The organism is Rhizobium sp. P43, from assembly GCF_056730705.1.
The window spans coordinates 178737-202941 of the sequence record NZ_CM161539.1; the positions used below are offsets into that span (position 1 = coordinate 178737).

The window sequence follows — 24205 nt, forward strand, 5'->3', positions numbered from 1 at the left end:
CACGGGATGCCTTCTGCTCCCAATGTCATCTTAAGATTACGCAACAAAGTGTCAATCTATATTTACACAAAGACGTCTCTAGAACGCGTGCAGTTCACCGTTCTGCCACCACCAGTGTCGCAAAAAGCGGGTTTGTGGTCGCAATTTGCCGAGAATTGCGAAATCCGGAGCGATTCAGCAGGTCGATAATTTCTTGTGCGGAACGACAGCGGCCGGAGCCCATCGCGGCGAAATAACTGGTGAAATAGAGAGACGCGAGATTTGCCCCCGCGCTCTCCCCAGCCATGGCTTCGGCCACCACCAGTCGCGTGCCTGAGGCCAGTGACTTCTGAAGATTGGAGAGGATTTGAAGGACCCGGTCGTCATCGTGGTCGCAGAGAATGCGAATCAGCGTCACACAGTCACTGGTGGCGGGGATCCGATCTGCGGCAAAGTCGCCGCCATGAATTCTGGTGCGACCCAGCAGTCCCTTGCTGTCGAGATGTCTACGCGCCAGTTCGGTGACCACCGGCAGATCAAAAAGTTCGAGCCCGAGGGTCGGATGTTTCTGGCCGACGGCAGAGAGAAACGCTCCTTCGCCGCCTCCGACATCGAGTACGGACCTGAAACGGCCGAAGTCGAAAGAGCCAAGAATGCAATCGGCGAGCATGGCTTGGCTTTCGCGCATCAATGCCGAATAGGGCGCGGCGTCCTCATCTTTGAGGGCAGCCGGATCGCTGTCCCGGACATAGGCCCAGTAGCGGCGCAGTTCCGTGTCACCGCGATCGCCGGACCAGAAGGCGCTGGCGTTGGCCAGATCGCGGTAGAGCATATCATGGTGACGGATCATCTCGCGCAGACCACGGTCGGCGGCTAGAACCGTCCCGGCATCGGTCAGCATCCAGAGGTCCGGGCCGACCGACATCACCAGATCGAGGCGTCGTGCCTGCTCCAGAAGGCGGCGAAGTTCATCCGGAGGAATGCTGCAACGGATCGCAAGTGCCGCACTCGGGAGTGCCCGGCCCGCAAGCGCCTCGAAGAGGCCGAGGCTCACACAGGCGGATAGGATCTGGCTGTGGATGAAGCCGGATGTCAGGCGGAAAAGATGGTTCGCCTTGCGGTTGGAAATGATCCGTATGAGGGGCAGGCGGGAGACAAGAGAGCGAAAGCCTGGCGATGCGATCTGGCGGTTTCGCCAGAGCCGCATCCTGATCTGGAGGCGTAGGAAAAGCCCGCGGTCCTTCCCCGGCTGCTCCGCAGTGCCCGTCAGGCGCGCTCTTGCCGGCAAGCCTTGTCCGCTGCCGGTGTCCATGATGTCACGCTGCGCTGGTTGCGAGCGTCTTCGGCATCAGCCGGGTCGCTTCGTTGCGGATCATCGACCGGAACGCATCGGCGCCGGGGCAATCGGGAACGCTGTCCACCGCCTCGGCCACAAGCCGTTTCAGGCGAACAAGGGCGGCTTCCAGACCGATGCTGGCGACGATGTTCGGTTTCCCGTTGCGCATGTCCTGCCCGGCGGGCTTGCCCGCTTCGGACTGACCAACGGCGTCATAGAGATCATCGGCCACCTGATAGGCGGCGCCCAGCGCGTCAGCGAGAACCAGCCAGTCGCGTGGGTTGCCCCCGGCTGCGATCGCGCCTGTCGAAACGGCACCGCTGAACAGCGAGGCGGTCTTGGCGCGATGATAGGCGGCGATGTTGATTTCCGGTTCGCTCTCCCAGGCCTGACCGGCGACGAGGCCGTAAGGCGTGCCGACGGCGTTGGCGATCGTGGCGATGAGCGGGGCAGTCAGCAGGGGGGTGCTTTGCGTTTCGCGGGCGACCGTCTCGAAGGCGGCGATGATCAAGCCATCGCCGACGAGCAGAGCGATCTCTTCGCCGAACTGCGCATGCACGCTCGGCGCGCCGCGACGGGTCATGGCGTTGTCGAAGCAGGGCATGTCGTCATGCACCAGCGAGGCGCAGTGCAAAAGCTCGATCGCGACGGCGGCGCTGTCGGCAGCAAGGGGTTCGCGGTCGCCACAAGCAGCGGCGACCGCGAGGCAGAGACGAGGCCTTATGCGCGCACCACCGGGGAACACTGCATGCCGCAAGGCTTTCGCCAGGATGGGCGGACATCCGTTGGCGGTCGCATAACGCATTGCACGCTGCATGCCGGCTTCTATGCGCTCGGGGAAATCCATAAGGCTCACCTCCAGAGAATGCGCAGTTGTAAAATGTTCACAACTCAATAATGTGTAAATTCAGATTGACACATTGATCCCGTAAGTCAACTGGCCATAGGAGAGGATCGTGCCCGTTTCGTCCGATGACGCCGTTGTGGTGATCGGTGCCGGCATGGCAGGACTTGCTGCGGCCATCAGGCTGGCCTCGGCAGGCTACCGCGTTGTCGTCTGCGAGGCGCAGGCGGAAGGCGGCGGGAAAATGCGCCGCGTCGAGGTCGCTGGCCAGGACTTCGATGCAGGTCCGACCGTGCTGACGATGAAATGGGTCTTCGAGGCGCTGTTTGCATCCGCCGGACGGCAGCTTGACGATGAGCTGACACTCCTTCCTTCCATGATCATCGCCCGGCATTACTGGCGTGGTGGCGCATGCCTCGATCTCCATGCAGACCAGACGGAAAGCATGCGTGCGATTGCCGATTTCGCCGGCCGACGGGAGGCGGATGGCTATCGGCGGTTTGCCGCTGACAGCCGACGGGTCTATGAGGTGCTCAAGGACAGCTTCATCGATGCGTCGCGCCCCAATCCCGTATCTCTGTCGCGGCGCATCGGTCGGCCTGGCGATCTCTTTGCGATCAAGCCTTTCGCTACGCTCTGGTCGGCGCTCGGAGGCTATTTTGCCGATATCAGGCTGCGCCAGCTCTTTGCACGATATGCGACCTATTGCGGTTCCTCGCCCTATCTGTCCCCGGCCACGCTGATGCTCGTCGCGCATGTCGAACAGGAGGGGGTGTGGACGATCAAGGGCGGCATTCGGGCACTCGCGGCGAGCCTGGAGAAGCTCGCGGTCTCGCTCGGCGTCGAGTTTCGCTATGGCGATGCCGTCACCGATATTGAAGTGGATCCATCCCGGCGGGCTGTCTCTGCGGTCCTGACCCGCTCCGGGCGACAGATCCCGGCCCGTCAGGTCATCTATAACGGTGATGTCGCGGCCCTGCCGCGGCTTTTGGGTCTCGCCTCCGGCAACCAGAAGGGTGAGGGGCAGCGCTCGCTCTCTGCCCTGGTTTCCTGCCGGCTGGCAGAGCCGCAGGGGGTGCCGCTTGCCCATCATAGCGTCTTCTTCTCCGATGATTACCAGGGTGAATTCGACGCGATCTTTTCGCGCGGCCAGCCACCGGCGGACCCGACGGTCTATCTCTGCGCCCAGGATCGCGATTCCGCCGGGCATCTTGGAGCCGAGGGCAATGGTCCGGAGCGGATCTACGCGCTCATGAACATGCCGGCCAATGCCGATCGACACCGTCTCGACGAAAGCGAGGTCAGCACATGTCTGAAGAGCATGGATACGAGGCTCGCGATGAACGGTCTCACCCTGTCGAACCACCCGGAGCCGCCGAACATCACGACGCCGGATCGCTTCGCAGGTCTCTATCCGGGGACGGGCGGGGCGCTTTACGGGGGGGCCTCACACGGGTGGATGGCGTCCTTCGCCCGACCGGGATCGCAGGGGCCGGTTCCGGGGCTTTATCTCGCGGGCGGCAGCGTGCATCCGGGACCGGGCCTGCCGATGGCGGCGATCTCGGGCCGGCTCGCGGCCGAAAGGTTGATGGCGGACCGGCCTTTGACCAGACGGTCCGGCCCGGTGGCTATCACTGGTGGTATGCCGACGGAACAAGCGACTGCGGGCGTTGCGCCTTCACCGTAATCGCCTTCATCGGTTCGGTCTTCTCGCCCTACTACCATTGGTCCGGAAGGCGCGATCCGGCCAATCACGTGGCCTTCAATGTCGCGCTCTACGGGCCGGACGGCCATGCCTGGGCAATGACCGAGCGCGGGCGTGGGGCTCTCAGCCGCGATCGCTCCAGACTGCAGATCGGCCGCTCTTCGATCCGCTTTGACGGCGCGGGTTTTGTCATCGCCTTCGACGAGACCTTTCTGCCGTGGCCGGGACAGCGATTGTGGCCCAAGCGTATGCGCGGGGAGATCAAGCTGACACCGGCGTTTTTGGGGGATCAGAGCTATGCGCTCGATCCGGAGGCGCGGCACATCTGGCAGCCCGTCGCGCCTGCCGGTCGGGTCAGCCTCACCTGTGACGATCTGGCTGGTGGTGGCTGGGTCGGGCAGGGCTATCACGACATGAACTTCGGCAGCCGGCCGCTGGAAGCCGACTTTGCCGGTTGGGACTGGGCGCGCGGCGAGACGACGGATGGCCGGCCGATCCTGCTCTACGATTCCGTTCTTTCCAGCGGCGTAAACAGCTGCTTCGGGCTGACCTATTCGGCGAGCGGAGAAGCTCTGGAGTTCGACCCGCCGAAACGGCAGGTTCTGAAGCGAGGCTTCTGGGGTGTTGGCGGCGGCATTGCCTGTGACGATAAAGCAAAGCCCGTTCTGCGTGCTCCTTACGAGGATACGCCCTTTTATCGCCGGTCGCTGGTCGAGACGGAGATCAGCGGTGACCGGGTAGCGATGATGCATGAGACGCTCGACTGTCGGCGGCTCGCCATGCCGATCGTCAGGCTGATGCTGCCCTTTCGCATGCCACGCAGGGGTTAGCCGGTTTTCACGTCGTCATCTTGTTGCAGCCGCCGGGCTTCCAGCTCCCGGGCTTCGGCCTTTGCCTTTTCCTTCTTCAGGTCGCGCATCTGCCAGACATAGAAGGCAATCGTCAGGCTGAAGACGAAGATCGCTTCGATGATGCCGAAATAGTGCTCAAGCAAGACTCGCCACCTTTTCTCGCGCCGCTTCACGGCGTCTGCGGGTCTCAAGTCGCGCATCGGCATGGAGGCGCAGAAGGATGTCGGTGACCCGCCCGACCGCCGTTTCAGGCTGGATATCGGTCGCGAGTGCGTTTCTTGCAAGACGGCTTTCCAGCCGCATGCCACTCAGCGTCACCAGGTCGCGGGCGGCGGGATCGGTCCCGGCATGCAGATCCCGCACGGATGTTGCCGTCCAGCGGTCGTCGTCCCGCCGGGCACGGATCAGCAGACCGAGCTTCGTGCCAAGCCCGGTCGTCGCCCGAAGGGTCACGCTGTCATAGCTATTGGCGGCAATGCCCGCACCGATCGCCTCATAGACAAGGGCTGCCGTGCGGATCGCGTGGCGGCATGGTTTCGGCAGGCTGCGAATGCCGGCATGGCCGAGCCGGTAATGTCGTGCTGCTTCCTCCAGCAGGCGCTTGACCACAAGGCCGAGTGCTGGAGTATGGCGCGGATCGCGCAGGAAGGCGTCGGCGTCGATGCCCTGTTCGGCGAGCCAGTCGAGCGGCAGATAGAGCCGGCCGTTGCGCGCATCTTCCCCGACATCGCGAGCGATGTTGGTGAGCTGCATGGCAATGCCGAGATCGGCTGCACGGGCGAGCGCCGCACGGTCGCTGACACCCATCACCGATGCCATCATCAGGCCGACACTTGCGGCGACACAGGTCGCGTAGGATTTCACGTCGTCGATCGTCTGGTGGCGGCGCCCCTCAAGGTCCATGGCGAAGCCGTCGAGCAGGGCGTCGACGACCGGCTTCGGTATTGCATGATAATGCACGACGCGGGCAAAGGCCCGGTCGCAGGCAAAAGCGGCGGGATCGCCCTGATAGATGCGGTCGAGGCGTTCGCGCAGGCGCAGCAGCGCCGGCATGCCGCTCTTGGGATCGTCGATCAGATCGTCGGAATGGCGGCAGAAGGCATAGAGCGCGCGGGCCGCCTGTCGGGTCTCGCTGGGCAGGAGAAGCGAGGCGAGATGAAAGGATTTCGAGCCGCGGCGGATGGCGGCCGAACAGGCCTTCTGGTCTTCGAAGTCGCCCGAAAAGCCGTAGTTGACCAGGATCGGCCGGCGGGCCAGCGGACGGGCGAGCAGGCCATCGACTGTTGTGCTGTCGGGAAGGGTCATGGACGCGTCTCCCGTGTCTGGCGATGCCAGGTCTCCGCCAGAACGCTGGCCGGATCCGGCACCAGATCGGCGACGATGCGGGCCGACGAGACGACGCCGGGCAGACCGGCACCCGGATGGGTGCCCGCTCCGCAGAGATAGAGGTTGTCGAGTTCCTCGCTCCTGTTGTGCGGGCGGAACCAGGCGCTCTGGAAGAGCTTGGGTTCCAGCGCAAAGGCGGCCCCCTGCCAGGAGAGCAGGCGATCCCTGAAATCGAGTGGTGTGGCAATGCGCGAGGTGACGATGTGGCGGGAGAGATCCGGCAGGACGGTTTCTTCCAGGCGCGTTTCGACCTTCCGGCGATAGGCTTCGGAGGCTTCTGTCCAGTCGGTTCCACTCTCAAGATTGGGGACGGGGCTCAGCACATAAAAGGCGTCGCAGCCGGGTGGCGCGAGCGATGGGTCGCTTGCCGTGGGGCGATGCAGATAGAGGCTGAAATCCTCGGCCAGCCGATGATTGCGGAAGATGTCGTCGAGCAGGCCGCGATAGCGCGGCCCGAACAGCATGGTGTGGTGCAACACGTCGTCATAGCGTCTGTTGGTGCCGAAGTACCAGACGAAGAGGCTCATGGAATAGTCGCCCCTGGCGAGCTTCGCATCGGTCCAGCGGCGGCGGGGATAGGCCTTCAGAAGCTTGCCATAGGTGCTCGCCGGATCGGCATTGGAGATGACGATGTCGGCGCCGATACGCTCGCCCGTTGCAAGACGCACGCCGGTTGCACGGCGTCCTTCCGTCTCGATCTCGGTCACCGTTTCCTGCAGTCTGATGCGGCCGCCGTTTCGGGTCACAAGCGAGGCGATGCCACGCACCAGGGCGTTGGTTCCGCCGATGGCATGATGCACGCCGTATTTGCCTTCGAGATGCGCAATCAGGCAGTAGAAGGAGGTGGCCGAGAAGGGATTGCCGCCGATCAGCAGCGGGTGAAAGGAAAAGAGCGTCCTCAGCTTGTCGCTTCGGAAGTGCTTTGAGACGACCGAATAGACCGAACGATAGCCGCCGAGCCGAACGAGGCCGGCCAGCGTCTTTGCGGTGAAAAGGAGGCTGTGGAAGGGCTTGTGCGCCAGCTGCTCGAAGGCGACTTCGTAGATGCGGCGGCTTTCGTCGAGGAAGCTGCGGTAGCCCGCGACATCCCGCGGTTCGATGCGATTGATCTGGGCCTCCATGTCGGCCCGGTCGCCGGAATAGTCGAACACGGTGCCATCGTCGAAACGCACGCGGTAGAAAGGCGTGTTCGGCCTCAGGTCCACGTCGTCGCTCAACTCGCTGCCGCAGTCGCGCCAGAGCTTTTCGAAGAGCCAGGGGGCGGTGACGATGGTCGGGCCGGCATCGAAGGTGAAGCCGTCCTGCCGATGCGCATAGGCGCGGCCACCCGGCTTGTCCAGCGGGTCGAGGATCGTGACGCGGTAGCCCTTGGCGCCGAGCAGGGCGCCGGTGGCAAGCCCGCCGACGCCGGCGCCGATAACCACCGCATGGGGTCGGTTGTCAGCGGGTTGTGACCTCTGTTTTGCAAAGCGGCCTGCGATGTTCATGCTGCATCCGCTCCATCGGGTCTCTTCTGTTCGCCGATCGCCTCGTCGAGCCAGCGGGCGACGTCGGCGGCACGGCATTCATGCAGCAGGTGACCGCCGCGTTCTGTCAGCACGAGGCGGCTTCCGGCCGCCTGCCGTGCCGCATGAACAGAGTTTTCAATCGGCACCATCGGATCATCCTTCGCCGCGACCAGCGTCATCGGGAAGGGCAGGCGCTTTAGCGTGGCGTCGAAACGCTGGAGATCCCAGGCCGCCATCATGCCGAGCGCGCCCCGGACATGGGCAGGTGAGGCAAGCAGCATGCGATAGATCGCCCGGCCCTCCGCATCGATATCCGAACCGGTTGCGCTCAGCAGATTACCGCCAAGCGGCGTCACACGCGACATCAGCGAGAACATCGATGCCGAAAAGGGATTGGCGAACAGGGCCTTGGCAAGCGGCGAGAAGAGCGCATTGCCCTTGATCGGCAGGAAGGCACCGTTGATGCCGATCACATGGCGGGGTACGGCGCTCGCATGGCTGGCGGCCAGCGTCACGGCAATCGCAGCACCGGCGGAATGACCCACCACGATGGCCGGGCAACGGTCTAGTTCGCGCAGCAGTTCCGTCAGGCTGCGGACCATGCCAGGCAGGGACAGATCGGATGTTTCCCGTTGGCGGGTAAAGCCATGGCCGGGCAGATCGGGCGCCACCACACGGAAGCGGCTGGCCAAAAGGGGCAGCAAATGTCGCCAGGAGTGGGAGGCGGCGCCCGTGCCATGCAGAAGCAGGATCAGCGGGGCATCCTCGGGTCCCGAAATCTGGACATGCCAGTGGCAGGAGGCCGTCGCGATGAAACGGCTCGCTGCGCGGTTCGGCCAGGTGCGGCCATCCGTTTCCCAATCCAGCCTGTCGCGACCGCTCATCATGCATGGGCCTCCTGCATGGAAAGATCGACCAGATGCGAAACGCGCGCCGAATCGGCCCGGCGCAGGACATGCAGATCGGCGCCCAGCAGACGCGAGAGGTTTGTCACGCTGTCGCGCGGGCGCCGGGCGATGTCGATGCAGATCGTCTTGAACTCGCGCATCCGGCAGTTTGCCGCCAGCCGCTCCAGTTCTTGCCCCGCAACCACGCGATCCGGCGTGCCATCAAGCGCGATATTGCCGCTGCCATCGGTCAGAAGAACGAGGATAGGCGTGCTGCCGCGCCGCTCGACCGAGATTGCCAGCTCGAGGCCGGCCTTGAGCCCGGCCACCAGTGGGGTCGGGCCGCCGCCCGGCAGGGCCGCCAGTTTGCGCTTGGCAGCCGTCAGCGAGCGGGTAGGAGCCAGAAGGAGTTCGGCACCGGTGCCGCGGAAGGCGACGAGCGCCACTTCGTCACGCCGGATATAGCAGCGGGCAAGCAGGCTTTCGATCGCGCCCTTCGTCTCGCCAAGCCGCTCCAGCGCGGTGGAGCCCGAGGCGTCGACGATGAAGATGGCCGTCGAGGGTGCCGCATGGCGCAGCCGGACATAGCGGAAATCATCACGGGTGATGAAGGCGCGCGGAGCGCCTGGCGGCCCGCTTTCGGTAGCGTTCAAGGCCGCGCGCTGGACGGCTCTGATGCGCTGGAAGGGTGCGGCTGCTCGCAACGTCGCGACGATATCGGGCCGTGCCTGCGGGTGCGGGGGGCTAAGGCCAATACCAAAAGGGCGACCGCGACGGGCATTCTTGCGCAGGCTGCCGGATTTGCCCGCCGAACCGGTATGACGCGTCGGGCGCTGCGATATCGTGAGCCAGGGATCGGCAGCCAGCGCACCGGATTGAACGGCTGTCAGCATTTCGGTCAGTGTGTCCAGTTGCGTCGGCTGCGTCTGCTCGGTCACGCTTTCCGGCTCGTTGATGTCGCCGGATGCCGGCTGATTGTCCGGCGCTTCGTCCGGTGACGGCGGAGGCGGTGGGTCGTCGGCATTGTGCTCTGCTGCTTCCGCCTGGGGGGCAAGACGCAGGCCGAGGCAAAGCCGAAGAGCAGTCAGCGCATCGGCTTCATCCACGTTTGCGCGGCCGTCGTGCAAGGCGAGCAGCCGTGCGGTACGCGCCAGATGCGCCAGGATGCGCGGGGAGCGATGGCCTGATAGCTCGGAGAGGGAGGCAAGACCCTTCAGCAGCCGGTCGTCGATGGTGACCTTGCGCCAGTTAGCGTCTTTGGTTGCAATCTGTAGCGGCTGCTTAGAGGCATCTTTCACGTGATGCCAGCCGATGCCGTCGAGATCGACCCGGAGCGCAAGCCGGTCGCCGAGTGTGCTGGAAAGTGCGGCTTCGTCATCGAGGGATTCGTCGATGGCGATCAGTAGGAAGCCGTTCCCCGACGGTTGATCCATGGCGCTTGCGACCATGGCGGCGAGTGCCGGGTCGAGACGCTCGGCCATCGGAACAAGCAGAATGCCGCCTTCCGCCGAGGTCAGCAGACCCTGCTGGCGCTGGAGGCTACCCTTGGCTGCGGTGGCCGCGATGTCGACCCCGCCAATCAGGTTGGCCACAGAGCTTCCGGGCGGCAGCCGTGTCCAGCGGATATCCGGACCGAGCCGGGCCTGAAGCCTTGAGAGGAAGAAGTCCCGCACACCGCCGGATCTCGCCTTCAGCCAGAGGCCGCCGATCGACGGCCCGCCGAGGGCGAGCAGTTCGATGCTGAGCAAGGCATCGGCCCATAATTCCGCGCCCCTCAGATCAAGTGCCTGTTCGAAGGCGTCGTGCGGGCCGAGCTCAGCCATGGCCGAGACCGGCGTCGAGGGTGGCGAGCGCGCGCTCCACCCTCGGTGTCGAGCCCGCATCGTCGAGCGGATCGCGCCGCAGGCGGTGGCAGAGCACCATCGGCGCAATGTCGGATACGTCGTCCCAGGTGACCAGCTTGCGGCCGGCCAGGGCGGCGGCGGCGCGGCTGGCGCGCATCAGGGTCAGTTCGCCGCGCATGCCATCGATGCCAAGCCGTAGACAGAGCTGCGACATGCGCATCACCACGTTGTCGGGGATCTCCACCTGGCGCAGGATCTTGCGGGCGGACACCACACGCCTGCCGATGGCGGCATCGCGCTTGGCCCAGAGCGCACAGAAGGCTGCCGGATCGGTTTCATAGGCATCACGGCGGCGGATGACGTCGATGCGCTGCTCGAGATCCTCGATTGTCCGCACCTCGACCGACAGGCCAAAGCGGTCCAGCAATTGCGGGCGCAGATCGCCCTCCTCGGGATTGCCGCTGCCGACCAGGACGAAACGGGCGGAATGGCGGATGCTCAAGCCTTCCCGCTCGACGACGTTGACGCCGGAGGCTGCCGCATCAAGCAGGAGGTCGACCAGATGATCTTCGAGCAGATTGATCTCGTCGATATAGAGGAAGCCCCTGTTCGCGGCGGCCAGCAGTCCCGGTTCGAAGTGTTTCTCACCGGCGACGAGGGCTTTCTCGATATCGAGCGAACCGCAGACACGGTCCTCTGTCGCGCCAAGCGGCAGGTCGATCATCGGCGCGCGGTGCTTGCCGATCGCCGGCGGCTTATGGCCCGCTGCCGGATTGCAGACAGGGCAGGCGGATTGCGGCTCTGCCGGCAGGCAGTTGTAGCGGCAGCCGACACGGGTCTCTATCGGAGGAAGAAGCTCGGTCAGGGCGCGGACAGCGGTCGATTTTCCCGTGCCGCGGTCGCCAAAGATCAGGACGCCACCCAATAGAGGTTCGACCGCAGCCATCAGGAGGGCCTTCTTCATGTCCTCCTGCGCGACGATGGCGGCGAATGGGAATGGTTGGGCCATGGGTCCCGCCTCAGCTTGAGTGTCAAATTAAGTTTACACTTTTTGATGTCTCTTTGAAGAGGAAAAGTCGAGAATCTTCTGACCAATGAAAATGGCCGCGCTTGCGGCGCGGCCATGTGTCTTCGTGATGTTCGTTCGGTTAGGTCCTAAGCACCCGATAGATGGCGGGAATGACAAGAACCGTCAGCAGGGTTGAGGAGATCAGGCCGAAGAGCAGCGAGATTGCCAGTCCCTGGAAGATCGGGTCGGTCAGGATCACCGCTGCACCGATGATGGCGGCGAGTGCCGTCAGCAGGATCGGTTTGAAGCGGATCGCGCCGGCCTCGATCAGAACGTCGGTCAGGGTCTTGCCGGTGTAATCGGCGTGGCGGATGAAATCCACCAGCAGGATCGAGTTGCGGACGATGATGCCCGCGAGCGCGATGAAACCGATCATCGAGGTCGCCGAGAAGGGCGCACCGAACAGCCAGTGGCCGCCAAGAATGCCGATGAAGGTCAGCGGGACGGGTGTCAGGATCACCAGCGGCACCTTGAACGAGCCGAACTGGGCGACGACAAGGATGTAGATGCCGAGCAGCGCGATCATGAAGGCGGCACCCATGTCACGGAAGGTGACCCAGGTGACTTCCCATTCGCCATCCCAAAGCAGGGTGGCCTGATCCTCATTGGTCGGCTGACCGTTGAGCGCGATCACCGGTTTGGGAAGGCCCGTCCAGTCCTGCGCGTCGATGGCGTCCTGAACGGCGAGCATGCCGTAAAGCGGGGCCTCGAAGTCGCCGGCGAGTTCCGCCGTCACCATTTCGGCGCTGATGCCGTTGTGGCGGAAGATCGGGAGTGACGTTTTTTCGTCGACGACGCGCACGACGTCGCCGAGTTCGACGACACCCTTGTCGCCGGGTAAGACATTGGCCGGCATCGGTGTCGAGAGGAAGCGCTCGTCGATCACCTTCTCGCCCTTGGCACGCTCCAGCCGGATCGGGATCGGCGGACGCCCTTCGCCGCGGTGGGAATAGCCGATCGTCTTGCCGTTCGACAGGATCGCGATCGTGTCGAAGACATCGCCTTCCTCGACCCGGTAGAATTCCGCGTCGTCGGTGGAGATCACCAGCCGCTTGCGCGGGGCTTCAACGCCATAGGAATTGTCGACGTCGACGATGAAGGGCACCGAGCGGAAGGCTGCTTCGACCTTGGCAGCGACGGCGCGGCGGATTTCCGGCGTCGGACCGTAGATTTCAGCCAGCAGGGTTGCCATGACCGGCGGGCCCGGCGGGGGCTCGACGACCTTGAGGCTGGTCCCCTCGGGCATCGCGATATCGGCGATCTGCTTGCGAATATCGAGCGCAATATCGTGGCTCGTGCGGTCGCGATCAGCCTTTGGCGTCAGGTTGATCGCGACGTCGCCCTGATGAGTTGCCGCGCGCATATAGGCGTGGCGGACCAGGCCGTTGAAGTTGAAGGGCGCTGCGGTGCCGGCATGGGTCTGGACGGAAACCACTTCCGGCATGTCGAGGACCTTGCGTCCCACGGCCTGGGCGACGGCATCGGTCGTCTCGACGGACGAGCCTTCGGGCAAGTCGATCGTGACCTGCAGCTCCGACTTGTTGTCGAAGGGCAGGAGCTTCACCGTGACATGCTTGGTATAGAACAGGCTCAGCGATCCGAGCGTCAGGATGCCGACGAGGATCAGGAAGACCCAGCTGCGGGTCTTCGTGGCAAGGATGGGGCGGGCGGTTGCCGCATACATCCGGCCCAGCATGCCGCCGGTCTCGTGATCTGCATGGGCATGCACGGGTGCATTGCCCGCAACCTTCAGCATCAGCCAGGGGGTGACCATGACAGCGACGAAGAAGGAGAAGATCATCGCGGCGGATGCATTGGCCGGGATCGGGCTCATATAGGGGCCCATCATGCCGGAGACGAAGAGCATCGGCAGGAGGGCCGCGACGACGGTCAGGGTTGCAACGATCGTCGGATTGCCGACTTCGGCGACGGCCTCAATGGCACTGCGGCGGCGCGAGCGCTTGTCGCCCATGCCCCAGTGGCGGGCGATGTTCTCGATGACGACGATGGCGTCATCGACGAGGATGCCGATCGAGAAGATGAGCGCAAAGAGCGAGACGCGGTTCAGCGTGTAGCCCATCAGACGCGAGGCAAAGAGCGTCAGCAGGATTGTCACGGGGATGACGATGGCAACGACCAGGGCTTCGCGGCGGCCGATCGAGACCCAGACCAGCGCGATGATCGAGACGGTCGCAAGTGCGAGGTGATAGAGGAGTTCATTCGCCTTTTCGTTGGCGGTCTCCCCGTAGTTGCGGGTCACCTCAACATGGATGTCCTCGGGGATCAGCTTGCCTTCGAGGGCTTCGACACGCTGAAGGATTGTGTCGGCAACCACGACCGCGTTCGAGCCAGCGCGCTTGGCGATGGCAAGCGTGACCGACGGAACGCGCTCGATGGCGTCACCATCCTTTCGCAAGGTGGAAACCCGCGCTTCGGTGGTGTCGGTGGCAAAGTCGATCGCTGCGACGTCGCGGACATAGACGGGACGACCATCGCGGGCGGTGAGCAGCAGATTGCCGATCTCGGCGGGCGTGGACAGCGTCTCGCCGGCGATCACATCGATCTGGCGACCGCCTTCGCGCACTTGCGAGGCGGGCATGGCAGTGTTGGCCCCACCGACCTTGCCGGCCAGCTGCTGCAGGGTGATGCCATAGAGGGCCAGCTTTTCCGGCTGAGGCGAGATGCGGATGATCTCGTTGGTTTCGCCGACGACATAGGTCAGGCCGACGTCTTCGACCTTGGCGATCTCGTTACGGACTTCGCGGACGATGCGGGTGAGGTCGTTAGCGCCCACATGGCCGCTTGCGTCCTTTGTCGGGGAGAAGGTGAGGGTGACGATCGCGACGTCGTCGATGCCGCGTCCGACCACCTTGGGTTCGGCGATGCCGACCGGGATGCGGTCGATATTGGCGCGCACCTTGTCATGGACGCGCAGCACGGCGGCATCCGAGGAGGTGCCGACCAGGAAGCGGGCGGTGACCATGACCATGTTGTCCATGGACTGGGAGTAGATGTGCTCGACGCCGTTGATGCTCTTGACGATCGTCTCCAGCGGTTCGGTGATCAGCTTCTGCGCATCATCGGCGCGCAGGCCCGGCGCCTGGACGATGATGTCGACCATGGGAACGGAGATCTGCGGTTCTTCTTCACGCGGCAGGGTGAGGAGTGCCACGAGCCCGAAGGCGAAGGCGGCGATCAGGAAAAGCGGTGTCAGCGGCGACTTGATGAAGGCGCGGGTGAGATTGCCGGCAATGCCCAGATTGGTCATCGGGGTATCGTCGTCGGGCTCGCCAGCCCCTGGGGTGTTGTGATTGGGGTTCGTCATTTCGTCACCACGACATCACCGGCTGCAAGGCCGGACAGGATCTCGATCTTGGGCGCGCCCTCGAACTCGATTGTTTCGCCGGCGACCACGGCGCGCTCGACAACGGCTTCACCTTCCCGGACCGCAACGAAGTCGATGCCGGCGCGGTTGGTCAGGCTTGTGGCAGGGACCAGCAGCGCCTGGCGCGCGCCGACCGGCAGTTCGACCAGAACGCGGGCTGCGACGAAATCGGTGTCGAGACCCTCGACCTCGACATCTGCCGTCACACGACCGCCTTCGATCTGCGGATAGATCTTCACCAGTTCGCCTTGCAGCTTTTCGCCTACGGCCTCGATGCGGATCGGTGTGCCTTGGGTGAGTTCATGGGCGTGGCGTTCCGGGATTGCTAGCCGCAGGAAGAAGCCGCCGCCGGCGATGGTGGCAACTGTTTCTCCGGCCATCACGACTGCGTCGCGCGTCACGGGAACGGCAATGACACGGCCGTCGGAGGGTGCGATCACGGCACCTTCGGAGGCCTGCTGGACCAGAACCGAGCGCTGGGCTTCGGCCTGGCGGACCTGGTTGGTGATGACGTCGAGCTGGGTTTTGAGCTGATCGAGGCGCTGGGTGCTTGCCGCACCGCTGCGAACCAGGCGATCGGCACGGTCGAGCTCGACCTCGGCATCCTTCATCGAGGCCTTCAGGCCCTGAAGTTGCGCATCGACGGCCTTGATCTGAAAGTCGATCTTGTCGTCCTTGACCTCGGCGATCACGTCGCCGGCCTTGACGATGTCACCCTCGGTGACGGCAAGCCGGACAAGGGTGCCGCCCAGCCGGGCGCGAGCGAGGATGCTGTTGCGCGGCTGGATCTGGCCATAGACCGCCTTCATCTCCGGAATGCTGACCGTCGCGAGCTTCAGATCCGTCGCATGAGCGGCCGTCAGTCCGGCGGTCGTCATGGCGGCGAACAGGGCGATGAAGGCGGATGTCTGCATGGTGAGGTTCCTCAGAATGCCGTGCCGGGACGCAGGCCCAGCTTGCGGAAAATCATGGCTGCCGGGCAGAAGCCGGTGAAGGCCGACTGTATCATGTTCACGCCGATAAAAGCCGTGAACCAGACGAAGCCCGGATGCACGAGATGGGTGAGCAGCAGGGACAAGAGGACCATGAAGCCGGCGAAGAGAAGAACGGCGCGATCGATCGACATGTTTATCTCCTTAATTTACATATCTACGATTATACGTATATATTGGGTAAGCGAATGTCAAGCCGTGGAGGCTGGCTTGGGCGCGGTCGAGGACTACGCTTTCAGACGACGCAGTCGGATGTCTTGCAGAAGCTGTTGTAGAGCGTGCCGATCACGGCGCGCGCAGGCTCACTTTCGATGCGGTACCAGATGGTCTGGCCGTCGCGTCGTCCGGCGATGATCTTTTCCCGCCGCAGAAGTGCCAGGTGCTGGGAGACCGTGCTGTCGCGAATGCCGAGGAATTCTGCGAGCTGTCCGACGGAATGCTCACCATCCGCGAGGCGGCAGAGGATCAACAGCCGGTATCGGTTCGATAGCGACTTCAGGAGTTCGCTGGCCATGTCGGCACCAGCCTTCATCTGTTCTGGGTCAATCTTCATAGATACGAATATATAGCAGAATTCGATGCTGGCAAGTGTTGACATCGTGTAGCATGTTCAAAATATATGTAAATCAATATGTGTTCGGGCGGCCAGCTTGGTCGCCCTCTGAGACAGGAGAATTCATGAGCATTCGCAGCATCGACCCCAGTTTTCATGTCACCGGCCAGGTCAAGCCGTCGCAAATGCAGGATATTGCCGATCTTGGCTTCAAGACCTTGATCTGCATGCGTCCCAACGGTGAAGGCTTCGGGCAGCCGACGTTTGATGAAATCGCTGGCGCTGCGCGACGCGCTGGCCTCGAAGCACATTATCTGCCGGTGGTGCCAGGATCTCTGTCCTATGAGCAGGCGCGCCAGTTGAAGTCCTTGCTCGACCAGCAGTCCGGGCCGATCCTGGCCTATTGCGCATCCGGCCAACGTTGCGCTGCGGCCTACGACCTTGCGAAGCGGGCACCTTGAAGCGCCTGCATTGATTCGGGTTCGATCTTATTCTGTTCCGGCATATCGAACGCTGATAAAGAAGCGCCGGTCAGATGGCGCATGTCGATTTATGCTGCGCAAGGCCATAGGGAACGCCGGATTCTCTCAACTCGTTTAGATGTTCTTTAATTACTGGTGAGCTAACTTGATGCGGAGTGCAGAGCGCCCCTCTGTCGCCGGCGGCGCCGGTGAAACAATATCGTGACGAAATGGCGGCCGACGCAGGCCTGCAGCAGGAGGAATCGCAGATGAATACGACGTCGAATGCAGCCGATGCCCTCGAAATCATCGCCTTTCGGCTTCACCAGCAGGAATTCTGTGTCAAGACGACGTCGATTCGCGAAATCCGCGGTTGGGCTCCCGTCACGCCGATCCCGCATTCTCCGTATGAAGTCCTTGGCGTCATGAACCTGCGCGGGACCGTTATCCCGATCGTCGATCTGGCCGTGAAGCTCGGCATGCCGGCCGCCCAGGCGACCGAGCGCAGCGCTGTTGTCGTCACCGAAGTGAACGGTATGACCGTAGGTCTGCTGGTCGATGGTGTCTCGGACATTCTGACGGTGTCCGGTAGCACGCTCCAGCCGCTCCCGGCTGCAACGGGCCCAAGTGCCGCCTTCTCGGATGGTATCATCGCTCATGACAAGAGCATGATCTGCTTCCTCAGCCTTGAGCGCATGTTCGGTGAGGATGATCCGTCCGCATGGGGCATGGCTGCCTGACCCAGCGAATTCCGGCGCGATCTGCTCCGGCCTTCTGATCAATTCAGCGGCTCTTCGTTGGCTTGTCAGCGAAGAGCCGTTTTGCGTTTTTGCTCCATCGCAGGATCTTATCGCATGCGGTGGGACACTTCCGCAGGGCCTGGACAGATAAATGGTCATAAAGTTGGCGAGGCGGCGGGTCGTTCAACCCGCCGCCTCGTTGTCTTGTCTGCTATGTGTTTGAATTTGCAGCGTCAGGCTGCTGTTTCAAGTTCGGGTCTGCTGCGGGTCGGGGCGTAAGCTGGCGCCAGGTTAGACCTTGTTTCAACGACCTTGAGAATCTCGCTGGTGAAAGCCTCCGCATTCGAAATGGCCTTCTCGCCGCCCAGGCTTTGCAGGCTGTCCAGTTTTCGCAGAGGGCGATTCATGTCGAACATCTCCCTGAAAGCGGCTCGCTCGGCGATCGGTGTTTCCAGAACGTGGATCGCCTGCTCCGAGAGCAAGCGCTTCACGGCCTGCATCGAGCGGGTGGTAATTGCTGGATTCACCCGGGACAGGACGACCGAATGGGGAATGGAGATGCCGGCTTTGCGATCCAGATAGCGCAAAAGGTCCAGAACTTGCGCGCCGCCCTGGGCGTCCATGCTGCTTCCCTGAATGGGGATGATCACGTGATCCGAAAGGCCAACCGCGGAGGCGAGCAGGGGAGACTGCATTCCCGGGAGATCGATGATGACGAAATCCCATTGGCTCCTGCGCTCGTGGACAATCTTCTGAATCGTCGGTGCCGAAACATAGGTCTCGACAGTGAGACGCGGCATCAATGCTGCACCCTCATACCACTTTGAAAACCAGCGCTGTGGGTCTGCATCGACGACACAGACTCGGTAGTTGCGGTGGAGGAGTTCGGTGGTCAACAAGAGCGCCGCAGTCGTCTTGCCTGCGCCACCCTTCGTGTTTGCAAAGGTGATCACTGCCATTGGGTATTCCTGTCTCGGATGACGGGAGCCGGAATCGCTCTGCGGAGGCACAGGCATCGTGCGAGATCAAATATAAACAAAATTGGTTAACAGAAAATTACGAAAATTAGGGGGGTAGGGCGAAAACTCCCGCGTTTCAGGGGTTTTTACTCGACGCACATCGCTTATGCTTGAGCCTTGAAGTCGCTGTCCGTTAACCTTTGGTCTCTCCGCTCTACGGCAGTGCAGCAAGAAGCAGCCGATCGCGTTATGCTGCAGTGCACAACATATAATAGTACTTTTGGTCTTTACAGCCTCAAATCCTTTGCCTATGCATAATGCCAGACACCGTGGAGGCGGTGTCTTTTCAAGGGAGGACATCATGACATTTCTTCGCAAGCTTGCGCTCAGCGCAAGCGTGATCGCACTCGGCTGCTCTTCGGCTCTCGCTGCAGATCTCACCGTCGGCTTCTCGCAGATCGGTTCCGAATCGGGCTGGCGTGCGGCTGAAACATCCGTCACCAAGCTCGAAGCTGAGAAGCGCGGCATCGAACTGAAGTTCGCCGACGCTCAGCAGAAGCAGGAAAACCAGATCAAGGCTATCCGCGGCTTCATCGCCCAGGGCGTTGACGCCATCCTCGTTGCTCCCGTCGTCGCAACCGGCTGGGAAGACGTTCTGACCGAAGCCAAGGAAGCCGAGATCCCGGTTATCCTGCTCGACCGTGGCGTTGATGCGCCGCAGGATCTCTACCTGACCTCGGTCGCGTCCGACCAGGTGAAGGAAGGCCGCGTTGCCGGCGAATGGCTGGTCAACACCGTCGGCGACAAGCCGTGCAAGGTCGTCGAACTGCAGGGCACCGTTGGTTCGACACCGGCCATCAACCGCAAAAAGGGCTTCGAAGAAGCCATTGCCGGCAAGGCGAACATCACCATCGCCCGCAGCCAGACCGGTGACTTCACCCGTGCCAAGGGTAAGGAAGTCATGGAAGGCTTCCTGAAGGCCGAAAACGGCGGCAAGGACATCTGCGCGATGTATGCCCACAATGACGACATGGCGGTCGGCGCCATCCAGGCGATCAAGGATGCCGGCCTGAAGCCGGGCACCGACATCCTCGTCGTCTCGATCGACGCTGTTCCGGATATCTTCGCCGCCATGGTGGCCGGCGAAGCCAATGCGACCGTGGAACTGACCCCGAACATGGCCGGTCCGGCCTTCGACGCGCTCGACGCCTTCCTGAAGGACGGCAAACAGCCGGAGAAGTTCATCATCACGGAATCCAAGCTCTACACGCCTGCGGACAATCCGCAGGGCGAGTATGACAACCGCAAGGGCCTCGGTTACTAAGGTAACCCTCCCGGCCGAGACCCCGCCCTACCCTGGTGGCGGGGTCTCTGTCGCTTTCCCCCGGCTCAATCAGGGGATAGCTTCGTGGGAGAGGGGGAAGAGGCACATGACCGAGCATTCATCGATCGTGCTTGCGGCGGCGGGCATCACCAAGACATTCGGCAATCATACGGCGCTCGACGGCGTCGATATCGCGTTTCATCGCGGCGAAGTGCATGCACTTCTCGGCGAAAACGGTGCCGGCAAATCCACGCTGATCAAGATCCTGACGGGCGCCTATATTCCGGATGGCGGGACGATCACACTTGACGGCGAGGCCGTGAATTTCACCACGCCGCAGCAGGCCCAGACACTCGGCATCGGCACGGTCTATCAGGAGGTCAACCTCCTGCCGAACATGACCGTGATCGACAATCTCTTCATCGGTCGCCAGCCGACCAATCGCTTCGGTCTCGTCGACAAGCGGCGGATGGAGCGGGAAGCCCGGGACATTCTCAATACCTACGGCCTCGATATCGATGTGAAGGCCGAGCTTTCCACGTTCTCGGTCGCCGTCCAGCAGATCATTGCGATTGCGCGTGCCGTCGAACTCTCCGGCAAGGTGCTGATCCTCGACGAGCCGACGGCCAGTCTCGATCGCTCCGAAGTCGAAAAGCTGTTCGGCATTGTCCGGCAGCTGCGCGATCGCGGTCTTGCGATCGTCTTCATTACCCACTTCCTCGATCAGGTCTTCGAACTCTCGGACCGCGTGACGGTTCTGCGCAACGGCAAGCTCGTCGGTACCCAGGTGATCGCCACGCTCGACCGCACCAGCCTTGTGCGCATGATGCTCGGCAAGGACCTCGCCTTCCATCATCCTGATGTCCTCGGCGAAGAGGGCGAAGTGGGCGAGACGCTGATGGAGTTCGAGAATTTCGGCCTGTCCAACAGCGTGCAGCCGTTTGATCTCAAGATCCATCGCGGCGAAGTCGTCGGCGTTGCGGGCCTGCTCGGCTCTGGGCGAACCGAGATGGCGCGGCTGATGTTCGGCATCGATCAGGCCGACACCGGCGCCTTGAAGATTGACGGTGCAACGCGTCAGGTGCGCAATCCGCGTGAAGCGGTCGAACTCGGCTTCGGTTTCTGCCCCGAGGATCGCAAGATCGACGGCATCTTCGGCGACCTCTCGGTGCGCGAAAACATCGTGATTGCCATGCAGGCGCGGCTCGGCTGGTTCAAGGCGCTCAACCGCGACGAACAGCTGGAGATCGCCGGCAATTTCATCGAGGCGCTCGACATCCGCACGGCCTCTGCCGAGCTGCCGGTCAAGCTTCTCTCCGGCGGCAACCAGCAGAAGGTGATCCTCGCCCGCTGGCTTGCCACCGATCCGCGTTTCCTCATTCTCGACGAGCCGACGCGCGGCATCGATGTCGGTGCCCATGCCGAGATCGTGCGGATGATCAGCCGGCTGCGGGAAGACGGGCTGGCACTGGTCGTCATCTCATCCGAGCTCGACGAGATCGTCAGCTATTCCTCGCGTGTCGTCGTCATGCGCGACCGCAAGATGGTCGCCGAACTGCATGGCGCTGACATCACCCCCGGCGTCATCGTCCAGACCATTGCCGCCCAGCCGGCGGAGGTCGAGGCATGAAAAGGCTTGCCATGTCCCGTATCGTTTCCCCGCAGCTCTTGGCGCTTGCCGGGGTGCTGTTCTTCAACTGGCTGGTCTTTCCCGGCTTCTTCAACATCACCTGGCAGGATGGCCGGTTGTTCGGCAGCCTGATCGACGTCATCAATCGCGGCGCGCCCGTGGCGATCCTCGCGATCGGCATGACGGCGATCATCGCGACGAAGGGCGTGGATTTGTCCGTCGGTGCCGTGATGGCCGTTGCCGGAGCCGTTGCCGCGACCTGCGCGGTTGCCGGCCAGCCGCTGGTCGTGACGCTGGTGGCTGCCCTTTCCGTCGGTATTCTCTGCGGCATCTGGAACGGCATCCTCGTTGCCTATCTCGGCATCCAGCCCTTTGTTGCCACGCTGGTGCTGATGGTGGCCGGGCGAGGGGTAGCGCAGCTGATCACCGAAGGCTCGATTGTCACTTTCTCCGATCAAGCGCTGATTTTCGTCGGAACGGGCAATGTCTTCGGTCTGCCGATGCCGGCTGTCATCGCGATTGTGCTGATGCTTGCCGCGCATTTCGTCATGCGGCGAACCGCGATCGGTCTGTTCATCGAGGCGATCGGCACCAATCTTTCTGCCGCCAATTACACCGGTCTGCGCAGCAAGGTCGTGATCCTCGCGATCTACGCCTTCGGCGGCTTCTGCGCGGCCACAGCAGGCATCATCGCCGCTGCCGACATTCGTGGGGCCGATGCCAACAATGCCGGGCTCTGGCTGGAGCTCGATGCGATCCTCGCGGTCGTCATCGGCGGCACATCGCTGCTCGGCGGGCGCTTCTCGATCCCGATGTCGGTGCTCGGCGCCATCATCATCCAGGCGATGAACACGGGTGTTCTGGTCTCGGGCTTTCCGCCGGAGTTCAACCTGATCGTCAAGGCCGGCATGATCATCATCATCCTGGTCCTGCAGTCGGCCCGGATCGCCCAGGTGCTCGGCCGCAAGTTCGGACCACGCCAGATGCCGGCTGCGACACCGCCCCAGACCAAGACCCAAACTTCGGGACAGGCACGATGAATCCGCGTTACCGCCCTCTTGCCGCGACCACTCTGATTTTCGTGATCGCCTATGCCATCTGCATCTTCCAGTATCCGGGCATGTGGTCGACGCGCGTCTTCGGCAATTTTCTGACCGACAATGCCTTTCTCGGCATTGCCGCCGTCGGCGCCACGTTCGTCATCATCTCCGGCGGGATTGATCTTTCCGTCGGTGCCGTGATCGGATTGACGGGGGTGATCACCGCGATCCTGATTTCCTGGGTCGGCATCCATCCGCTGGCGGTGTTTGCGATCGTGCTGACACTCGCTGCTGCCTTCGGTGCGGCGATGGGCGCCGTCATTCACTTTCTCCAGGTGCCCCCCTTCATCGTGACCCTTGCCGGCATGTTTCTGGCGCGCGGCCTCGCTTCGGTGCTCAGCCAGGATTCGATCCCGATCGACCACGAATTCTACAGGACGATCTCGAGCCTCTACTACCGGCTGCCCGGAGGCGGGCGTCTCAGTGCCATCGGTCTCTTGATGCTGGCGACCTTCGTGGTCTGCGGCTTCATCGCCCACAAGACCCGCTTCGGATCCTATGTCTATGCGATCGGCGGCAACCCGACTTCGGCCTCGCTGATGGGCGTGCCGACGGGACGGGTGACGGTTGGCATCTATGCACTCTCGTCCTTCCTCGGCGGCCTCGCGGGCATCGTCTATTCGCTCTATACCTCGGCGGGCTACCCGCTTGCGGCTGTTGGCATCGAACTTGACTCAATTGCAGCCGTGGTGATAGGCGGAACGCTATTGACGGGCGGTTACGGTTTCATCTTCGGGACCCTGATCGGGGTCATGCTGCAGGGCCTCGTCCAGACCTACATCGTCTTTGATGGAACGCTCTCCAGCTGGTGGACTAAAATCGCCATCGGGTTCCTGCTGTTCATGTTCATCTTGCTTCAAAAGCTGGTGTTTACCGCGCAGACCGGGCGTACGCGCCTGAAGAAGGCCCCTGCATGAGTGAGCCGGGGAGCCTTCTTCGCTCCCTTTCAGGGCGGTCGACGGCGCGCAACTACCATTCGCATGTGATCAACGAGATCGGGGCCGGGGTCATCTCCGGCCGTTATGCCATTGGGACGACGCTGCCGAACGATGCCGAGCTCATGGAAGAATTCGAGGTGTCGCGCACGGTGCTGCGCGAGGCATTGAAGACGCTCGAGGCCAAGGGGCTGCTCGAAGCGCGTCCCAAGGTCGGCACCAAGGTCGCCAAGAAGAGCCGCTGGAACCTCTATGATCCGCAGGTGCTTGCCTGGCATCTCGACGCGCCGCTTGATCCGGAGTTTCTCGCGGGGCTTCACGAGGTTCGACGGTCCTTGGAACCGCAGGCCGCGGGCGAAGTTGCGAGGCGCCGCACGGCCGACCAGATCCGCCTGATGCTCTATTGGGTGCATCAGATGGAGACGTCGCTCGGTTCGCTGCAGAACTTTGCGCTGGCCGATTTCGAGCTGCATCGCATCATCTCGGACGCGGCGCATAATCCCTTCGTGCGTGCGCTTTACGGAGTGATCGAGCTGGCGCATGCGCTCGCCTATAAGAGGCTCGTCAACACGCCGGATCCCTGCATCATGGATACCGTGCTGGAGAAGCACCGCCGGCTCGTCAACCGGATCGAATATGGCGACGAGGCGGGAGCGCGTGAGGCGATGCTCGACACCATCGAGCATGACCGGATGGTTGCGCTCAGACAGAGCTAGG

22 protein-coding genes are annotated in these 24205 nt (G+C 62.7%); 9 read left to right on the plus strand and 13 right to left on the minus strand.

Going from position 1 to position 24205, the window contains the following annotated elements; all coding sequences use genetic code 11:
• Positions 1 to 94: 94 nt before the first annotated feature.
• Together AC1PUL_RS00830 and AC1PUL_RS00835 are read right to left on the minus strand one after the other, a co-directional pair.
• On the minus strand, positions 95 to 1186 hold the full coding sequence (locus AC1PUL_RS00830) for a methyltransferase (RefSeq protein WP_480468445.1): 1092 nt from the start codon (positions 1184 to 1186) through the stop codon (positions 95 to 97).
• Between the two features lie 109 nt (positions 1187 to 1295).
• Positions 1296 to 2162 (minus strand): polyprenyl synthetase family protein, encoded by an 867-nt coding sequence (locus AC1PUL_RS00835; RefSeq protein WP_480466166.1) that lies wholly within the window; start codon positions 2160 to 2162, stop codon positions 1296 to 1298.
• Between the two features lie 109 nt (positions 2163 to 2271).
• On the opposite strand from AC1PUL_RS00835, the gene crtD reads away from it, so the two are divergent.
• Positions 2272 to 3846 carry a 1-hydroxycarotenoid 3,4-desaturase CrtD gene (crtD, locus tag AC1PUL_RS00840; protein ID WP_480466167.1) on the plus strand — a complete coding sequence of 525 codons (1575 nt, stop codon included), beginning with the start codon at positions 2272 to 2274 and terminating at the stop codon, positions 3844 to 3846.
• Positions 3847 to 3914: 68 nt separating this feature from the next.
• Entirely contained in the window at positions 3915 to 4694 is a 780-nt protein-coding gene (locus AC1PUL_RS00845; protein ID WP_480466168.1) for a carotenoid 1,2-hydratase, read from the plus strand.
• Here AC1PUL_RS00845 and AC1PUL_RS00850 read toward each other — a convergent pair.
• The 10 genes from AC1PUL_RS00850 to AC1PUL_RS00895 form a co-directional block, all read right to left on the minus strand.
• A complete protein-coding gene (locus AC1PUL_RS00850; RefSeq protein WP_480466169.1) occupies positions 4691 to 4858 on the minus strand; it encodes a hypothetical protein in 168 nt (55 codons plus the stop codon). The two genes, AC1PUL_RS00845 and AC1PUL_RS00850, sit on opposite strands and share 4 nt — an antisense overlap.
• Positions 4851 to 6020 (minus strand): phytoene/squalene synthase family protein, encoded by a 1170-nt coding sequence (locus AC1PUL_RS00855; RefSeq protein WP_480466170.1) that lies wholly within the window; start codon positions 6018 to 6020, stop codon positions 4851 to 4853. Before AC1PUL_RS00855 ends, AC1PUL_RS00850 begins: the two co-directional genes overlap by 8 nt.
• A complete protein-coding gene (locus AC1PUL_RS00860) occupies positions 6017 to 7588 on the minus strand; it encodes a phytoene desaturase (RefSeq protein ID WP_480466171.1) in 1572 nt (523 codons plus the stop codon). The genes AC1PUL_RS00855 and AC1PUL_RS00860 overlap by 4 nt, the downstream gene beginning before the upstream one ends.
• Positions 7585 to 8496: an alpha/beta fold hydrolase BchO gene (gene bchO, locus AC1PUL_RS00865; RefSeq protein ID WP_480466172.1), complete on the minus strand. Its 912-nt coding sequence runs from the start codon at positions 8494 to 8496 to the stop codon at positions 7585 to 7587. Before bchO ends, AC1PUL_RS00860 begins: the two co-directional genes overlap by 4 nt.
• Positions 8493 to 10319 (minus strand): VWA domain-containing protein, encoded by a 1827-nt coding sequence (locus AC1PUL_RS00870; RefSeq protein ID WP_480466173.1) that lies wholly within the window; start codon positions 10317 to 10319, stop codon positions 8493 to 8495. Before AC1PUL_RS00870 ends, bchO begins: the two co-directional genes overlap by 4 nt.
• Positions 10312 to 11349 carry a magnesium chelatase ATPase subunit I gene (gene bchI, locus AC1PUL_RS00875; RefSeq protein WP_480466174.1) on the minus strand — a complete coding sequence of 346 codons (1038 nt, stop codon included), beginning with the start codon at positions 11347 to 11349 and terminating at the stop codon, positions 10312 to 10314. The genes AC1PUL_RS00870 and bchI overlap by 8 nt, the downstream gene beginning before the upstream one ends.
• A 139-nt stretch (positions 11350 to 11488) precedes the next feature.
• Positions 11489 to 14677, minus strand: coding sequence for an efflux RND transporter permease subunit (locus AC1PUL_RS00880; RefSeq protein ID WP_480468448.1), 3189 nt, complete (start codon positions 14675 to 14677; stop codon positions 11489 to 11491).
• A gap of 53 nt (positions 14678 to 14730) precedes the next feature.
• On the minus strand, positions 14731 to 15708 hold the full coding sequence (locus tag AC1PUL_RS00885) for an efflux RND transporter periplasmic adaptor subunit (protein ID WP_480466175.1): 978 nt from the start codon (positions 15706 to 15708) through the stop codon (positions 14731 to 14733).
• An 11-nt stretch (positions 15709 to 15719) separates the two neighbouring features.
• Positions 15720 to 15920, minus strand: coding sequence for a YgaP family membrane protein (locus AC1PUL_RS00890; protein ID WP_298463381.1), 201 nt, complete (start codon positions 15918 to 15920; stop codon positions 15720 to 15722).
• A gap of 101 nt (positions 15921 to 16021) precedes the next feature.
• Complete coding sequence (locus AC1PUL_RS00895; protein ID WP_185808577.1) at positions 16022 to 16339, minus strand: ArsR/SmtB family transcription factor; 318 nt, start codon at positions 16337 to 16339, stop codon at positions 16022 to 16024.
• A gap of 125 nt (positions 16340 to 16464) precedes the next feature.
• Between AC1PUL_RS00895 and AC1PUL_RS00900 the strand changes: the two genes are divergently transcribed.
• On the plus strand, positions 16465 to 16800 hold the full coding sequence (locus AC1PUL_RS00900; RefSeq protein ID WP_480466176.1) for a protein tyrosine phosphatase family protein: 336 nt from the start codon (positions 16465 to 16467) through the stop codon (positions 16798 to 16800).
• A 269-nt stretch (positions 16801 to 17069) separates the two neighbouring features.
• Positions 17070 to 17540 carry a chemotaxis protein CheW gene (locus AC1PUL_RS00905; RefSeq protein ID WP_480466177.1) on the plus strand — a complete coding sequence of 157 codons (471 nt, stop codon included), beginning with the start codon at positions 17070 to 17072 and terminating at the stop codon, positions 17538 to 17540.
• A 233-nt stretch (positions 17541 to 17773) separates the two neighbouring features.
• Here the strand turns inward: AC1PUL_RS00905 and AC1PUL_RS00910 are convergent, their stop codons facing one another.
• Positions 17774 to 18499, minus strand: a complete 726-nt coding sequence (locus AC1PUL_RS00910; RefSeq protein ID WP_480466178.1) for an AAA family ATPase — start codon at positions 18497 to 18499, stop codon at positions 17774 to 17776.
• Between the two features lie 361 nt (positions 18500 to 18860).
• Between AC1PUL_RS00910 and ytfQ the strand changes: the two genes are divergently transcribed.
• The 5 genes from ytfQ (at position 18861) to AC1PUL_RS00935 (ending at position 24204) form a co-directional block, all read left to right on the plus strand.
• Positions 18861 to 19823 carry a galactofuranose ABC transporter, galactofuranose-binding protein YtfQ gene (gene ytfQ / locus AC1PUL_RS00915; protein WP_298463416.1) on the plus strand — a complete coding sequence of 321 codons (963 nt, stop codon included), beginning with the start codon at positions 18861 to 18863 and terminating at the stop codon, positions 19821 to 19823.
• A gap of 106 nt (positions 19824 to 19929) precedes the next feature.
• Positions 19930 to 21453, plus strand: coding sequence for a sugar ABC transporter ATP-binding protein (locus AC1PUL_RS00920; protein ID WP_480466179.1), 1524 nt, complete (start codon positions 19930 to 19932; stop codon positions 21451 to 21453).
• Positions 21450 to 22493, plus strand: a complete 1044-nt coding sequence (locus AC1PUL_RS00925; protein ID WP_480466180.1) for an ABC transporter permease — start codon at positions 21450 to 21452, stop codon at positions 22491 to 22493. Before AC1PUL_RS00920 ends, AC1PUL_RS00925 begins: the two co-directional genes overlap by 4 nt.
• Entirely contained in the window at positions 22490 to 23470 is a 981-nt protein-coding gene (gene yjfF / locus AC1PUL_RS00930) for a galactofuranose ABC transporter, permease protein YjfF (RefSeq protein WP_298463422.1), read from the plus strand. The genes AC1PUL_RS00925 and yjfF overlap by 4 nt, the downstream gene beginning before the upstream one ends.
• A complete protein-coding gene (locus AC1PUL_RS00935; RefSeq protein WP_480466181.1) occupies positions 23467 to 24204 on the plus strand; it encodes a FadR/GntR family transcriptional regulator in 738 nt (245 codons plus the stop codon). The genes yjfF and AC1PUL_RS00935 overlap by 4 nt, the downstream gene beginning before the upstream one ends.
• Position 24205 lies beyond the last annotated feature (1 nt).